Annotated in this window: 15 protein-coding genes; 8 read left to right on the top strand and 7 right to left on the bottom strand. The window is 70.8% G+C overall.

Features of this window, described 5'->3' with window-relative positions:
- Positions 1–94: 94 nt before the first annotated feature.
- The 6 genes from ribH to U9R90_RS21610 all read left to right on the top strand — a co-directional run bounded on the left by ribH (position 95) and on the right by U9R90_RS21610 (position 4,920).
- On the top strand, positions 95–580 hold the full coding sequence (gene ribH, locus U9R90_RS21635) for a 6,7-dimethyl-8-ribityllumazine synthase (RefSeq protein ID WP_411058308.1): 486 nt from the start codon (positions 95–97) through the stop codon (positions 578–580).
- 35 nt (positions 581–615) lie between these two features.
- Positions 616–888: a phosphoribosyl-ATP diphosphatase gene (locus tag U9R90_RS21630; protein ID WP_411058307.1), complete on the top strand. Its 273-nt coding sequence runs from the start codon at positions 616–618 to the stop codon at positions 886–888.
- A gap of 51 nt (positions 889–939) precedes the next feature.
- Positions 940–1,788, top strand: a complete 849-nt coding sequence (gene hisG / locus U9R90_RS21625; RefSeq protein WP_411058306.1) for an ATP phosphoribosyltransferase — start codon at positions 940–942, stop codon at positions 1,786–1,788.
- 26 nt (positions 1,789–1,814) lie between these two features.
- Positions 1,815–2,261 carry a PH domain-containing protein gene (locus U9R90_RS21620; RefSeq protein ID WP_411058305.1) on the top strand — a complete coding sequence of 149 codons (447 nt, stop codon included), beginning with the start codon at positions 1,815–1,817 and terminating at the stop codon, positions 2,259–2,261.
- Positions 2,262–2,467: 206 nt separating this feature from the next.
- On the top strand, positions 2,468–3,814 hold the full coding sequence (locus U9R90_RS21615) for a hemolysin family protein (protein WP_411058304.1): 1,347 nt from the start codon (positions 2,468–2,470) through the stop codon (positions 3,812–3,814).
- Complete coding sequence (locus U9R90_RS21610) at positions 3,811–4,920, top strand: hemolysin family protein (RefSeq protein ID WP_411058303.1); 1,110 nt, start codon at positions 3,811–3,813, stop codon at positions 4,918–4,920. Before U9R90_RS21615 ends, U9R90_RS21610 begins: the two co-directional genes overlap by 4 nt.
- Before the next feature lie 58 nt (positions 4,921–4,978).
- Here the strand turns inward: U9R90_RS21610 and U9R90_RS21605 are convergent, their stop codons facing one another.
- A complete protein-coding gene (locus tag U9R90_RS21605) occupies positions 4,979–6,868 on the bottom strand; it encodes an AAA family ATPase (protein ID WP_411058302.1) in 1,890 nt (629 codons plus the stop codon).
- A gap of 431 nt (positions 6,869–7,299) precedes the next feature.
- Positions 7,300–7,938 (bottom strand): uridine kinase, encoded by a 639-nt coding sequence (locus tag U9R90_RS21600; RefSeq protein WP_411058301.1) that lies wholly within the window; start codon positions 7,936–7,938, stop codon positions 7,300–7,302.
- A 208-nt stretch (positions 7,939–8,146) separates the two neighbouring features.
- Here U9R90_RS21600 and U9R90_RS21595 point away from each other — a divergent pair, with 208 nt between their 5' ends.
- Positions 8,147–9,526, top strand: a complete 1,380-nt coding sequence (locus U9R90_RS21595) for a peptidase C39 family protein (protein WP_411058300.1) — start codon at positions 8,147–8,149, stop codon at positions 9,524–9,526.
- Positions 9,527–10,014: 488 nt separating this feature from the next.
- Here the strand turns inward: U9R90_RS21595 and U9R90_RS21590 are convergent, their stop codons facing one another.
- Together U9R90_RS21590 and U9R90_RS21585 are read right to left on the bottom strand one after the other, a co-directional pair.
- A complete protein-coding gene (locus U9R90_RS21590) occupies positions 10,015–11,244 on the bottom strand; it encodes an IS701 family transposase (RefSeq protein ID WP_411055621.1) in 1,230 nt (409 codons plus the stop codon).
- A 53-nt stretch (positions 11,245–11,297) separates the two neighbouring features.
- On the bottom strand, positions 11,298–11,477 hold the full coding sequence (locus U9R90_RS21585; protein ID WP_411058299.1) for a hypothetical protein: 180 nt from the start codon (positions 11,475–11,477) through the stop codon (positions 11,298–11,300).
- A 159-nt stretch (positions 11,478–11,636) separates the two neighbouring features.
- Here U9R90_RS21585 and U9R90_RS21580 point away from each other — a divergent pair, with 159 nt between their 5' ends.
- Positions 11,637–11,783: an SCO1431 family membrane protein gene (locus U9R90_RS21580; RefSeq protein WP_411058298.1), complete on the top strand. Its 147-nt coding sequence runs from the start codon at positions 11,637–11,639 to the stop codon at positions 11,781–11,783.
- Here U9R90_RS21580 and U9R90_RS21575 read toward each other — a convergent pair.
- From U9R90_RS21575 to U9R90_RS21565, 3 genes are read right to left on the bottom strand one after another with little or no spacing between them, the layout of a single operon-like run.
- Complete coding sequence (locus U9R90_RS21575) at positions 11,761–12,651, bottom strand: hypothetical protein (RefSeq protein ID WP_411058297.1); 891 nt, start codon at positions 12,649–12,651, stop codon at positions 11,761–11,763. The two genes, U9R90_RS21580 and U9R90_RS21575, sit on opposite strands and share 23 nt — an antisense overlap.
- Positions 12,648–13,652 (bottom strand): DUF6114 domain-containing protein, encoded by a 1,005-nt coding sequence (locus tag U9R90_RS21570; RefSeq protein ID WP_411058296.1) that lies wholly within the window; start codon positions 13,650–13,652, stop codon positions 12,648–12,650. Before U9R90_RS21570 ends, U9R90_RS21575 begins: the two co-directional genes overlap by 4 nt.
- Positions 13,643–14,257 carry a DUF6230 family protein gene (locus tag U9R90_RS21565; RefSeq protein WP_411058295.1) on the bottom strand — a complete coding sequence of 205 codons (615 nt, stop codon included), beginning with the start codon at positions 14,255–14,257 and terminating at the stop codon, positions 13,643–13,645. The genes U9R90_RS21570 and U9R90_RS21565 overlap by 10 nt, the downstream gene beginning before the upstream one ends.
- Positions 14,258–14,296 lie beyond the last annotated feature (39 nt).

Genomic DNA, 14,296 nt, shown 5'->3' with positions numbered 1-14,296 from the left:
CAGAGCACCGGGCAACCAGCACGCAAAGCACCACATCACGCAAAGCACCACATACACAGCACACAGCACACAGCACACAGCACCGAGGAGAGACGTGAGCGGCAAGGGCGCACCCGAACTGAGCGTGAAGAACTGCGGCGACCTGCGGGTCGCGGTGGTGGCGGCGCAGTGGCACGAGAAGGTCATGGACGGCCTGGTCAACGGCGCCCTGCGGGCCCTGCACGAGCTGGGCATCGACGAGCCGACCCTGCTGCGCGTCCCCGGCAGCTTCGAGCTGCCCGTGGTGGCCAAGGTCCTCGCCGACCGCGGCTATGACGCGGTCGTCGCGCTCGGCGTCGTCATCCGCGGCGGCACCCCGCACTTCGAGTACGTGTGCCAGGGCGTCACCCAGGGCCTCACCCAGGTCTCGGTCGACACCGGCGTGCCCATCGGCTTCGGCGTGCTGACCTGCGACACCGACGAGCAGGCCCTGGACCGCGCGGGCCTGGAGGGCTCCAACGAGGACAAGGGGCACGAAGCGGTCACCGCGGCCGTCGCCACCGCCGCCACGCTGCGTGCCGTCTCGGAACCCTGGCGCTGAGCCGGGCGCCCGAGCCGCGTAGAGTGAGCACCACCATGTCCCAGAAGACTTTCGAGGAGCTCTTCACCGAGCTCCAGCACAAGGCCGCGAACGGCGACCCCGCCACATCCCGTACCGCCGAGCTGGTGGACAAGGGTGTCCATGCCATCGGCAAGAAGGTCGTCGAGGAAGCCGCCGAGGTCTGGATGGCCGCCGAGTACGAGGGCAAGGACGCCGCCGCCGAGGAGATCTCGCAACTCCTGTACCACGTACAGGTGATGATGGTCGCCCGCGGTATCTCCCTCGACGACGTCTACGCCCACCTCTGATCCGCCCAGCCCCCTCTTTCGTACGTACACCGAGCAAAGGAAGCCGACCTCATGCTGCGCATCGCCGTCCCCAACAAGGGTTCACTGTCAGGGCCTGCGTCGGAGATGCTGCATGAGGCCGGCTACCAGCAGCGCAAGGAGTCCAAGGAGCTGGTCCTGGTCGACCCGGACAACGAGGTCGAGTTCTTCTACCTCCGTCCGCGCGACATCGCGATCTACGTCTCCTCCGGCAAGCTCGACATCGGCATCACCGGGCGCGACCTGCTGATCGACTCGGGCGCCGACGCCGAGGAAATCCTCCCGCTCGGCTTCGCCCGCTCCACCTTCCGCTTCGCCGCCAAGCCGGGCACGGCCAAGAGCGTCGGGGACCTCGGAGGGACCACGGTCGCCACCTCGTACGAGGGAATCGTCGCCGGGCACCTGGCCGACCAGGGCGTCGAGGCTTCCGTCGTCCACCTGGACGGCGCCGTCGAGACCGCCATCGAGCTCGGCGTCGCCCAGGTCATCGCCGACGTCGTGGAGACCGGCACCAGCCTGCGCAACGCGGGCCTGGAGGTCTTCGGCGAGCCGATCATGAAGTCCGAGGCGGTCGTCATCCGCCGCACCGGCGCCGACGGCGACGTGCCCCAGGTGCAGCAGTTCCTGCGCCGACTGCAGGGCGTCCTGGTGGCGCGTACGTACGTGATGATGGACTACGACTGCCGCGCCGAGCACCTGGAGCAGGCCGTCGCCCTCACCCCGGGCCTTGAGTCGCCGACGGTCTCGCCGCTGCACAACGAGGGCTGGGTCGCCGTCCGCGCCATGGTCCCGGCCAAGGAGGCCCAGCGGATCATGGACGACCTGTACCGCATCGGCGCGCGGGCCATCCTGACCACGGCCATCCACGCCTGCCGGCTCTGACCGACTCTGAACCGCGGAGCGCGTCGATGCCCGAGCAACTGCCCACCCTGCCCGTCGTCTTCCGGCCCACCCGTACCCGGGCCGTCCTGCTGAGCGTCGGCGCCGCGATGTTCGTGGTGATCACGGTGATCGCCCTGATGCTGGAGCGCCTGGGACCGGGGGAGCGGGTCAGCTTCGTCTTCACCGGTGCGCTGCTCTTCGGTGTGCTGGTGCTGCTCAGCAGGCCCAAGGTGGTCGCCGACGAGTCCGGCGTCACGGTCGTCAACCTCACCAGCACGCGGCAGCTCGCCTGGGCGGAGATCCTCCAGGTCAACCTCCGGCCCGGCGACCCCTGGGTGTTCCTCGACCTGAGCGACGGCACCAGCCTGCCGGCCATGGGAATCCAGCCCGGCATCGCCAAGCAGCGCGCCATCAGCGACGCGCGCACCCTGCGCGCCCTCGCCCAGGCACACGGCACCGGAGCGGAAGACTGAGAGCCTGTTTCTGACCCGCCAGGGCTGACACGGGACGCCGTCTCGTGATTAATCTGGTGGCCGGAGGCCACCCGTGGCCTCCGCCCCTGTCCGGCCCCGACCGGCCAAGGGCTCCTGCTCACCGAGGAGTGACCCTCTCCGGCAATGGACGGACCGTCCGGTAGTACCCGCGCCGCCCCCTCCCGGCCCATCACGGGGGCGGCGGCATGACCATCCCGTTGCTGCTCCTCGCGGCCGCCTTCCTCCTGATCCTCGCCAACGGCTTCTTCGTCGCGGCCGAGTTCGGCCTCGTCACCGTGGAGCGCGCCGACGCCGAGCGCGCCGCGGCCGACGGCGACCGGCGGGCGCGGCGAGTCGTCACGTCCCTGCGGGAGCTGTCCTTCCAGCTCTCCGGGACTCAGCTCGGCATCACCCTCACCTCTCTGGTGGTGGGCATGCTGGCCGAGCCCGCGATGGCCCACCTGCTGGCGGGTCCGTTCACCGCGGCCGGTGTTCCGGCTTCCGCCGTGCCCTCTCTCGCCGTACTCACCGGCATGCTGCTGGCCTCCGCCGTGCAGATGGTGATCGGTGAACTGGTGCCCAAGAACTGGGCGGTCTCCCGGCCGCTGCAGGTCGCGCGCTTCGTCGCGGGCCCGCAGCACCTCTTCGCGACCGGTTTCCGGCCGGTGATCGCTGCGCTGAACGCCGTCGCCAACCGCCTGGTGCGCGCCTTCGGCGTCGAGCCCACCGACGAGCTGGCCTCCGCCCGTACGCCCGACGAACTCGTCTCGCTCGCCCGGCACTCGGCGCGCGCCGGAGCGATCGAGGCGGACACGGCCGACCTGTTCGTCCGTACGCTGTCGCTCGGCGAGCTGACCGCGCAGCATGTGATGACCCCGCGCGTGAAGGTCAACGCGCTGCAGGCCTCGGCGACCGCCGCCGACGTCGTCAACCTCACCCGCGCCACCGGCCTGTCGCGCTTCCCGGTCTACCGGGAGCGGATCGACGAGATCGTCGGCATGGTGCACCTCAAGGACGCCCTCGCGGTCCGCGCGCAGGAGCGCCAGCGCACCACCGTCGGCCGGATAGCACTGCCTCCGCTGCTGGTCCCGCGCACCCTGCCGGTGCAGCCGCTCCTGGAGCGGCTGCGCACCGAGCAGCCGATAGCCGTGGTCGTCGACGAGTACGGCGGTACGGCGGGCGTGGTGACCCTGGAGGACATCGTCGAGGAACTCGTCGGCGAGGTACGGGACGAGCACGACGGGCACGACCTGCCGGAACTCGCCGCGGCCGCCCCCGAGGACGGACGGCCCGCCTGGGAGGCCGACGGCAGCTGCCGCGTCGACACCCTGCTACGGATCGGCCTGGAGGTACCCGAAGGGCCGTACGAAACCGTCGCCGGACTCGTGGCCACCCTGCTCGGCCGTATCCCCGCACCCGGCGACCGGGCCGAACTCCCGGGCTGGCGGCTCCAGGTACGCCAGGTCGGCCACTACCGCGCCGAACGCGTTCGGCTCACCCGTACGACCGCTGCCCCCCTGCCCGTCTCCAGGGCGCCGGAGGTTGTCCGATGAGCGTGCTGCCGCTTCTCCTCGCCTTTCTCCTGGTCCTCGGCAACGGCTTCTTCGTCGGTGCCGAGTTCGCGCTCGTCTCCGTACGCCGGAGCCAGATCGAGCCGCTCGCGGCGGAGTCCGCGCGGGCCCGCCGAGTGATGTACGGGCTTGAGCACCTGCCGCAGATGATGGCCGCGGCCCAGTTCGGGATCACCGTCTGCTCGCTGACCCTGGGCGCCGTGGCGGAACCCACCGTCGCGCGGCTGCTCGAGCCCGCCTTCCACGCCGCGCGGGTGCCCGAAGGGCTGGTGCATCCGCTCGGCTATGTCATCGCGCTCGCCGTGGTGGTCTTCCTGCACCTCGTCATCGGCGAGATGGTTCCCAAGAACCTGGCCCTCGCGGCCCCCGAGAAGACCGCGCTGTGGCTGAGCCCCGGTCTGGTCGCGTTCGCGCGGCTGTGCCGCCCGGTCACCACGGCACTCGGCGCCTGCTCCCGCGTGGTGCTCAGGCTCTTCGGCGTCGAGCCCAAGGACGAGGTCGACGCCGTCTACACCAGCGAGCAGCTCACCCGCCTGGTGGCGGACTCGCGCCACGCGGGCCTGCTGGAGCCCGAGGCGCAGGAACGCCTCGGGGACGCGCTGGAACTGGGCTCCCACCCGGTCACCGACGTCCTGCTGGACCGGACCGCGCTGGTCACCGTCGACCCCTCGGTCACCCCGCGCCGGATCGAGGAGCTGACCGTACGCACCGGCTACTCCCGCTTCCCGGTGTGCGCCGAAGGGGGCGCCTTCATGGGCTATCTGCACGTCAAGGACGTACTGGACCTGGAGGACGACGAGCGGGCGGTACCCCAGCACATCTGGCGTCCGATGACGACCCTGAGCGCCGAACTCCCCCTGGACGACGCCCTGTCCGTGATGCGCCGGGCCGCGACGCATCTGGCGCAGGTCGCCGACGCGTCGGGGCGGGTACTCGGTCTGGTCACCCTGGAGGACGTACTGGAGCACCTGGTCGGCGAGGTACGCGACCCGGCACACCGGATGGTGGCACCCCGAGCCCCCCGAGGGCCCCACCACGCGTCGGTGGAGTCGCGAGCCGGGGACGACACGCGGGTGCTGGTGCGCTGACCCGTGCCGCCCTCGGGGCGCGGATCAGAACCCGTGGCGGGGACTCAGAAGCAGGCTCTCAGGCCCCGGCCGGGTCCTGCGGGCCGCGCCCCGAGAGCACCTCGCCGTACGCCTGCATCAGGTCCGGCAGTCGCAGCGTCGCCAGGTCGTCGCGGGTCGGTGTGCTGGCGAAGCCGGAGAGCCGCAGGTCGCGGTAGGCGCAGCTCTTCTCGTACAGGGTGCGCAGAAAGCGGCCGTTGCCGAGCTCGTCGATCCAGCCCTGGTCGACCACATGCCCGCTGATGGAGCGCAGCTCCTCCACGGCCTCCTCGTCCCACACATCGCCGTTCTCGCCGGCCAGCACCTGGCCGATCGCGGTCAGTTCCAGCGGACGGTACGAGGGGAAGTCCACACGGCTGGTGAAGCGGGAGCCGAGTCCAGGGTTGGCGGCGAGCAGCCGGTCCATGCCCTCCGGGTAGCCCGCCAGGATCACCACCAGGTGGTCGCGGTTGTCCTCGGCGCGCTTGAGGAGCACCTGGAGGGCCTCGTCGCCGTACGCGTCGCCCTTGCTGTAGCCCGAGTTGGACAGCGCGTACGCCTCGTCCACGAACAGCACCCCGCCGATCGCCGAGTCGATCAGCTCATTGGCCTTGACGGCGGTCTGGCCGAGGAACTCGCCGACGAGATCGGCGCGTTGGGCCTCCACCAGATGGTCGCCGCCGAGCAGCCCGAGCGCGAAGAAGACCCGGCCCAGGATGCGGGCCACGGTGGTCTTGCCGGTGCCCGATGGCCCGGAGAAGACGAAGTGTCGTTTCGGCGGCTGTACGGGGAGTCCCTGCCCGGCCCGCAGGCGCGCCATCCGCAGCTGCGCCGAGAGCGCCTTGACCTGGCGTTTCACCGGCTCCAGGCCGACCATCCGCTCCAGTTCGGACAGGGCCTGTTCCAGGAGTGCGGGGTCGGCCGGCCCGGCCGGCAGGTGTGCGGGTCCGGGCTGGACGGGGAGCACCGCCTTCTCGCGTACGTCGTCCGGCGGCTGCGGCGCCGTTCCGGTACCGGATGCGTCCGGGTCCATCCCGAGCTTCATCTCGCGGCCCTCGGCGCCGAGGACGCCTTCGGCGCTCTCCTGGAGGTCCGTGCCGTCCTGGCCGACGCCCGCCAGGGCCACCGAGGCGAGATCGGCGGACTCGCTGTCGGTCCCGTCGAAGCCGTCGTACTCCGCGATCGCCGCGAGCCGCGCCGCGGTGTCCATGAAGGCGGGGTCGATCCGGTGCACGGCCCGGTACAGCGGCAGCGCGGCGGCGCTGCGGCCGGTGCCCTCGTGTGCCCTGGCCAGCCAGTACCGCAGCTCCTTGCGCTGCGGCTGCTCGCTGCGGCAGCGCATCAGGGCGACGGACAGCAGCGGCTCGGCCTGCCCGTACATCTCCAGGCGCACCCGGGCCATGCCGCCGAACAGGCCCGCCTCGATGCCGAGCACACCGTCGTCGAGCAGCGGGTCGGTGTGCCGTACGAGCTGCTCCCAGTCCTTGACCAGGTAGGAGCGGCAGGCGTGCAGAAAGCGCACCTGGCGGTCGGCGTCGACCGGCGGCAGCCCGGCCAGGGCCCGGTCCAGCTCCGGGACATGGCGGCCGTCGAGCCAGTGCGAGGCGTGCGCGAGTAACAGGTCGCGGGTCGACTCGAGCACCGGCTGGACCCACCAGCCCAGCCAGTACCAGGAGTTGAGGGTGCGCCGGTGGCGGGCGCGCTGCTCGCCGAAGCGGCCCTGGTGGCGGTACATCCGCAGCAGCGCCGTCGTGGTGTCGACGCGCAGCGCGTGCAGCCCGAGCCAGCCGTCCGCCATGCCGGGGTCCATCCGTACCGCGGCCCTGAACTCCTCCTCGGCCTGCGGGTAGGCGCCCATGGTGTAGGCGTCGACTCCGCGCAGCCAGGCGAGGTCGGCCGGGGTCGACGAGCCCGTCGCGTCGAAGTCCATCACGTCCCCCACAACCGTGCCCCCGCGATGCGCCGTCGGGCGAGTGCCCGTCGGCGGCGTGCTCCGTGCCCACCGAACTCTCGTGCTGAGGGCGGGAGTTGACCAGGTGTCGACTCCACCGTCCAGGAGGTCGCACCGAGAGGCATCGTACCTGCGAGTCCACCGTCGGCCGAAGGGTGCCGTGTGAGGGATCGGTGGACGGGGTGGCGCGGGGGCGGGGTCCTGGACGGTGACCGAGGGTGAACGAAGAACGCGTCGGCGCGGTCCGATAACGGACAAAGGGCAGAACGAAGCCCCCGATCACGGGGGAACAACCGGGGGCTTCGCATCTGCGGGCGGCTCCCGAAGGGCCGCACATTGAGAACGTAAGACCTGTACGGCCCCTGGGTCAAGCGGAGTTGGGGGAGTCGGGGAGACGGGTTTCGGGCGGCTCAGCGCACTGCCGACGGGTCCTCACGGTGGGTGACGACTCGGGTGTCGCCGGATGCCTCAGAGGTCATCGGCAGCACCATGTACCCCTCTGGACACTGCCGTACCAGGGCGTCGGCGAAGGGGCGCGAGGGGTCTTCGGCGAAATGCCGTCGCTCGGCGGGCTCCCAGCCGTCCCAGAAGGCCCGCTGCTCGGCTCCGTCCCGCCGCCGACCGCGCCGCCAGGCGTCCGTGGACGGCAGGTCCATCCAGTACAGCCGTGCCAGCTCGGTCCGCAGCGCCCGCCGTCCGGCGCCGACGCCTTCGAGGAGCACGACGGGCGCGGGACGTACGGTGCGCGCGGGTCCGAAGCGGCGCAGCTGCCAGTCGTACGGGGTGCAGTGGGCCGTCTGCCCTCGGGAGAACGGTTCCAGGACCTGGCGCCGCAGCCGGTCGGTCCACGCGAAGAGCTCGTCGTGGGTCGCGAAGTCGTCCAGGTGCAGCACCGGGGCGCCGCCCAGGGCCTCGGCCAGCTGATCGGCGAACGTCGACTTGCCGGACCCGGCGTGCCCGTCGACCGCGACCAGCCGGACCGGCCCGCAGGACGCCTCAAGCGCGCGCAGCTCCGCGGCGAGCTGGGGGAGTGGGGTGTGGCCGTTCATCACCACCAGCCTACGTTCCGCCTGCGTTTCAGTGGCTGAGACCAATATTGGTGGCCACCATGCGGGCCGTGGTGCTGGTAGAAGTCCGCGGTGACCGGGGATAGTTGTCTCACTGTCGTGCACCTGCCGCCTGCGGGCCGGTTGCCCGGCCGGACGGGGCCATCCGTGTGCTCCGTTCGTACTCGTCCTCGACTGGGGGTCCCTCTTCATGGCCCGACCGCCCCGCCCCACTACGCGCCGAACCGTGCTGGCCGCCGCTCTGGCCGCCGCCGCGGCCGGTGTCACGACCTCCGCCGCAGCCGTGCCGGGCGCGGCGGCGGGCTCCGCACCCGCGCCGGGGGCGCCCAAGCGACTGATCGACAACCGCTTCTGGACCTCGCACCGCGACTGGCGCGGCGGCACCGCACGCGGCACCGCCGCGGTCGCCGGAGCCCGGCCCGCGGTGGTCTTCGCCGAGCCCGCGGGCCGGATGGACTACACCGACCCGCACACCGGCACCACCGCCACCTGGGAGTACGCCAGCTGGACCTCGCCGGTCCACCGCCTCGCGGTCCGCTCGACCGAGGTGATCACCTCCTGGAACGCCGACACCCCGGCCGGCACCTGGCTGCAGGTGGAGCTGCGGGGCGACTACAGCGACGGCACCCGGACCCCCTGGTATGTGATGGGGCGCTGGACCTCGGGCGACGCCGACGGCGTCGACATCCGCCGCACCTCCGTGGACGGCCAGCGCGACGGCAAGAGCTCCATCTGGACCGACACCTTCGCCATCGACGACTCGGACTCAGGCCTGCGGCTGGTCTCGTACCAGCTGCGCCTGACGCTGCTGCGCAAGCCCGGCAGCACCGACACGCCGACCGTCTGGCGACTCGGCGCCATGGGCTCGGACATCCCGGACCGCTTCACGGTGCCCGCGTCCAAGCCCTGCCTCGCGCGGGAGCTGATCGTGCCGCGCTACTCGCAGGAGACGCACATCGGCCAGTACCCCGAGTACGACAACGGCGGCGAGGCCTGGTGCAGCCCCACCTCCTCGCAGATGATCATCGAGTACTGGGGCCGCAAGCCGACCCCGGAGGACCTGGCCTGGGTCAACCCGGAGTTCGACGACCCGCAGGTCTGCCACGCGGCCCGCTACACCTACGACTACCAGTACGAGGGCTGCGGCAACTGGCCCTTCAACGCGGCCTACGCGGCCACCTACAAGGACCTGCAGGGCGTCGTCACCCGGCTCGGCTCGCTCACGGATCTTGAGACCCTGATCGCGGCCGGTATCCCGGCCATCACCTCGCAGTCCTTCCTGGCCGAAGAGCTCACCGGCGCGGGCTACGGCACGGCGGGCCATCTGATGACGGTGATCGGCTTCACGAGGTCCGGCGATGTGATCGCCAACGACCCCAACTCGCCGACCAACGAGGCCGTACGCCGCGTCTACCAGCGCCGCGAGTGGGAGAACGTCTGGCTCCGAACGAAGCGCTACAACTCCAAGGGCAAGGTGGTCTCGGGCACCGGAGGGGTCTGCTACCTCTACTTCCCGGCCCGCCTCAGCGCGGCCCAGCGCAGGGCCCTGGCGTCGGTGGGCATCCGCTGAAGCCCTGAGAACGCCACGGTGGAGCGCGCCCGGGGTGAACCGGACGCGCTCCACCTCTTACGTCCAGGCGTTCGGCTAGCCCAACATTCGGGCGCGCGGCCAGAGCCTGACTCTAGGGGGCGTCTCCCCGATCTTCGCGGGCCCGCGACGCCTGGCACGCGCCCCCAAACTCTCGACTGCTTCCCCAAGCTCTCGGCTGCGCTCGAGCAGGGGAGACCCCATTGAGCAGGGAGGGACCCCCTTCGACGCACGGCCGAATCACCCAAGTACGTCCAGTACGAGGGCGATCCGGCCGCACGCCGATGCACCGCACCGCGAGACATCAGCTGCTTCGCAGCGGGCGCAGGCTGATCCGCGAAGATCGGGGAGACGCCCCCTAGTAGTGCTTCGTTAGGTTCTGGCTCGTGTTAGGGGTTTGCCGCAGGTGGTGCAGGTTCCGGTCCAGCAGCGGAGTAGGTTCTGGAGGGCGTCGAGGGTCTGGTAGAGGGTCAGGCCGGTGTGCGGGCTTTTGGGTCGAGCCGCCTCAGGGTGAGGAAGGCCTGGGCGGCGGTGACGAGGGTGACGTGGTGGTGCCAGCCGCGCCAGGTGCGGCCTTCGAAGTGATCGAGACCCAGGCCGTGTTTGAGTTCGCGGTAGTCGTGTTCGATCCGCCAGCGCATTTTGGCGAGCCTCACCAGGTGCGCGATCGGGGTGGTGGCGGGCAGGTTGGAGATCCAGTAATTGGTCGGTTCCTGGCCCGGGTCGGCCCGTTCGACCAGCAGGGTTCGCAGCGGGAGTACTCCGTCCCACCGGTTGCGGCCGCCGCCTTGTTCCTGGGCGGTGCGGGAGGCTTCCTTGCCGGAGGGCCTGACCTCAAGGACGGCAAAGTACGAGGCCATCTCCCCTTTGCTGCCCTTACGCCATGCGACCTCCTCGAACAAAGTGTCCGCAGCAATGAGGTCGGGCAGCGGCCGGGCCGCTGCCCGATAGCGGGGCAGGGTGGGCGGTCCCAGCCCGCCGTAGGCCGCCAGACACGGCTCAGCATCGGCCGGTCGGGCGATCTCCTTGGGCTGGACAGCCATCACATAAGTCCAAGCGCGGGCTTCCAGGGCCAGCCGGAAGCTGACGCTGCGGCCATAGCCGGAATCGGCGACGATCACCGGGACATCCAGCCACCAGGACGCCAGCCGGTCCAACAGGCCCAGAGCCAGACGGGACTTGGGGACGTGGCCGACCTCGTCGGGAATCTGGGCGGACCTGCGCCGAGGATCGTCCGCGGCCCATTCCTCGGGCAGGAACAACTCCCACTCCAGCGGGCAGGACGCCATATCGGTGGCCGCATGCACACTGACCGCGACCTGACAGTTGGCCCGCTTGCCAACCGCCCCGCAGTACTGCCGGGCCACCCCCGCCGACGCCTTCCCGCACTTGGGAAACGACACGTCATCGATGACCCACACCTCAGGCCGCACCACCTCGACGAGCCGTTCGGCGATCCGTCGGCGCACCGGGGACCAGTCCCACGGCGACTGGTTCACGAACTGCTGCAGGGCCTGCATATTGCCGTCTGGCAACCGATCTGCCATCGGCTGGATCGACTTACGCCGACCGTCCAGCATCAGACCACGCAGATAACACTCGCCCCACCGGCGCTGATCCCGCCGCGGCAGCGAACCGAACACCTCGGCAACGAACTCCGCCAACTCACCCCGGAGCCGTTCCACCTCCCCGAGCCTCATACCCCGCAGCATGCCCCCGACCAGCCAAGATCGGCACTCCTAACGAAGCACTACTAGGCCGCTTCGACGACCTCGCTGCGCCGCGCCGCCGCCCACTCGGTGACCAGGAGCTCGTACTCCCGCCGCTCCTCCACACTGAGGCGCCCTCGGGCGCGCTCCCATAAGGCGCGTATCTGTTCATTCACCACGGCAGCGGACCGCACAGCACCACTCCGCTCAGCGTTCGGGGACATGCGGTAAAGCCTAGGGGCACGGTCTGACAATCCGCTACGGGTTCGTCACTCCCAGCGTGTGGGTGACCAAGGTCTCTCCCTCGGGGACGGGTCCAGCTGGCATGGTGGTCGGGTCAATGGGGGGACACACCACTGTCGGACGACCTTGAGTGAGCCGCCATGACCGCCAGCACCGCCACCGTCACCCGCGCCCGTGCCCGCACCGGAGGCCCGAAGGGCGACGGCCCCAAGGTGCTTGAGCACGTGCTGGGCTGGACCCTGGTCGTCGTCCTGGCGATGTTCGTCACGCAGGCCGGTCTGCTGTAGGGATTTCCTCCCCCGACGCCCGCCAGTGCCGCCCGGGGATGCCTACAAGCCCGTACAGCCACCGCACCGGTGACCGCCCCGGCAGCAGGACGAGGCCCGCGAGCACCGCGAACAGCAGCAGCCCGAGTACGCCGCCGAGCCGCATCAACACGCTCGCGGTCAGCGCCCCGATGAACGGCAGGCCGTAGACCCCCGCCGCCGCGATGACGACCGCCACGATCCGAGGCACCTTGCGGTCCTCGTCGGCGCCGGGCAGCGCCCAGCCCTCCATGAGCCAGCCGACCTCCGTGATCAGCATGCCGCCGATGACCGCGGCGCCGAACAGCAGCAGGGCAAGGAAGGTGCCCGAGGTCAGGAAGCCCAGCACGTTGTTGACCACGCTGTCCTTCGGCCAGTCGGCGAGGTCCCGGGCGCTGGTGGACAGAAAGCGCCGGTAGCCGCTGCCGTCCCAGCCGTGGATCAGTGTCGCGAACAGCAGGAAGTACGCCCCCACGCACTGGAGATACGCCCAGTAGCCCGCGCCCACCAGGACCAGCAGCTGCGCCGCAGCGAAGCCGAGCGTCGTGGCGACGGGGATGCCGCCCGCGTAGAACAGCACGAACCCCGCCCAGACGCCGTCATGCTCATCGGCCACGTGCATCGTCGCCCAGGAGGGGTTCTGCCACAGCAGGAACACCCCGGTCGGCACCATCAGCACAGCGGCGAACAGCACGGTCAGCGTCAGATACGGGTTGGCCGAGCGGCTGCGGGTGCGCGGCCCCTCGCCCACACTCAGCCGCTCCCAGATCTGCAGCTGGCGCCCGGCCGACAGGGCGAACGTCGACCCGATCGCGTACGCCCAGAACAGCGCGGCCTGAATCTGGATCATGACGCTCCCAGGGTGAGCCCGCCCGCTTCGATCAGATCAGAGGTCACCAGCGCCTGCTCGGCGGTCACGTCCGTCATGAAGACGAACGGCGGCACCACGGGCGGCACGGGCAGCTTGTCCGGCGTGAACGTCACACAGAGCAGCCCTTCGAGGCAGCCGCTGAACTTGGTGAGATAGAGCGTCACATCCCCGCTGAGCCGCAGGGTGTCGGCGCCCAGGGCGAGTTCGTCGCTGCCGTCGCGGGTGTCGAGCCGGTAGTCGGTGAGCGAGGCGGCCTTCATCCGCAGCACCATCACCTTCAACGGACCGTCCACGGTGGGGATCTCGCGTACGGAGGCGAGGGTGAACCCCTGGGGCGCGAAGAGTGTGGTGGTGACGGTGGGCGGGGTCCTCGGTGCCATCGGGCCGTCGCCAGGCGCGGCGGCGGCCCGGCTCACTCCAGGGCCGAAAACCGCGGCCAGCAGCAGTACGGGCAGGACCGCGGCGAGCGTACGGGTGCCCTGTCCGTCGCGCACGGCGGGTGGTTTCGCCCCGTCCCGGTCGTCCTCGGCCACCGGTGTCCAGCCGAATCCCATCGCGCTGCCCGCGATGCCGAGCAGCATCCCGACCAGGAACCCGCCGAGGTTCGTCGCCGCGAACGACAGCACCGACAGGATCAGCGCGTTGATGCTCACATAGTGCCTGGCCTGCGGCATCACCCAGAGGAATACGCCCGCCGCGATCAGCGCGAGCCCGATGCCGATCGCCGCGATCCCGCCGAGCCCCAGGCTCACCAGCACGGTCAGCGGCGACAGCGGGACCAAGAGCAGCTCGCCGCCGCCCAGGATCAGCAGCAGGCCGCCCCAGAACGGCCGGGTGCGGCGCCAACGGCGCAGTGGGCGGCGGACCTCGGGCAGCGGCAGGCGACGGTCCAGCCAGCCGCCGCCGTCCCGGTCGCCAGCCCCGCCACTGTCCCTGCCCCTGTCCCCGTCGTCGTCCGTGCCCCCGTCCCTCAGAAGCACTTCTTGCCGTCCAGGCTGACGTCGACCTTCATGCCCTTGAGCCGGAAGTTACCGCCGGTCGCCGACCAGGCGTTGGACCGGACCTTGGACACCTCGATGTCCCCGGCCTGAAGCCCGAACTTCCCGGGCTCGCCCTTGACGCCGGGGACCTCGTCGAGCGTCGAGGCGTCCCGGCCGATCTCCGCCGTGCCGAAGCGGGCGTCGCCCACCAGGTCCTCGCCGTCGATGACCAGGTTCGTCGCGGTGACCTGCCCGGCCTTGCCGCCGGCCGTCAGCTTGAACACCACCGTGCCGAGCGGCGTCTTGACCTCGGCCGCCTGGCAGATGTCGCTCAGGGTGGCGTCGCCGATCCCGAGCAGCGCCACCGGGTGCCCCTTGCCGTCCACGGAACGGTCCGTCTGGACGTACGAGGCCAGACCCTTGCTGGTCAGCTTCCCCGACGACACCTGAAAGCTGGTCCCGGAGACCGCGAAGGACGCGGCGAGCGCCCCCTGGGCCATCACCGAGGCCATCGCACCGACCGCCAGGATCGCCGGGAGCGCGACGACCGCGGTCTTCTTCCAGTTGGTTCTCCCCACGGCCCGCGGCCGCTTCGCTTCGCTCACTGGAGCCTCCCGTACGTCGTCCGGATGCGCAGGGGGAGT

It is taken from the genome of Streptomyces sp. E11-3, assembly GCF_046540415.1.
In the GTDB taxonomy this organism is placed as follows: domain Bacteria; phylum Actinomycetota; class Actinomycetes; order Streptomycetales; family Streptomycetaceae; genus Streptomyces.
The sequence above is the reverse complement of the archived record's forward strand: the minus strand, read 5'-3'. Positions and strand labels throughout refer to the sequence as shown.

Coding starts and splice junctions, on each gene's coding strand:
- U9R90_RS21630 (WP_411058307.1), top strand. CDS start 616: ATGTCCCAGAAGACTTTCGAGGAGCTCTTCACCGAGCTCCAGCACAAG.
- U9R90_RS21615 (WP_411058304.1), top strand. CDS start 2,468: ATGACCATCCCGTTGCTGCTCCTCGCGGCCGCCTTCCTCCTGATCCTC.
- U9R90_RS21595 (WP_411058300.1), top strand. CDS start 8,147: ATGGCCCGACCGCCCCGCCCCACTACGCGCCGAACCGTGCTGGCCGCC.
- U9R90_RS21585 (WP_411058299.1), bottom strand. CDS start 11,477: ATGTCCCCGAACGCTGAGCGGAGTGGTGCTGTGCGGTCCGCTGCCGTG.
- U9R90_RS21620 (WP_411058305.1), top strand. CDS start 1,815: ATGCCCGAGCAACTGCCCACCCTGCCCGTCGTCTTCCGGCCCACCCGT.
- U9R90_RS21580 (WP_411058298.1), top strand. CDS start 11,637: ATGACCGCCAGCACCGCCACCGTCACCCGCGCCCGTGCCCGCACCGGA.
- U9R90_RS21605 (WP_411058302.1), bottom strand. CDS start 6,868: ATGGACTTCGACGCGACGGGCTCGTCGACCCCGGCCGACCTCGCCTGG.
- U9R90_RS21590 (WP_411055621.1), bottom strand. CDS start 11,244: ATGAGGCTCGGGGAGGTGGAACGGCTCCGGGGTGAGTTGGCGGAGTTC.
- U9R90_RS21610 (WP_411058303.1), top strand. CDS start 3,811: ATGAGCGTGCTGCCGCTTCTCCTCGCCTTTCTCCTGGTCCTCGGCAAC.
- U9R90_RS21575 (WP_411058297.1), bottom strand. CDS start 12,651: ATGATCCAGATTCAGGCCGCGCTGTTCTGGGCGTACGCGATCGGGTCG.
- U9R90_RS21600 (WP_411058301.1), bottom strand. CDS start 7,938: ATGAACGGCCACACCCCACTCCCCCAGCTCGCCGCGGAGCTGCGCGCG.
- hisG (WP_411058306.1), top strand. CDS start 940: ATGCTGCGCATCGCCGTCCCCAACAAGGGTTCACTGTCAGGGCCTGCG.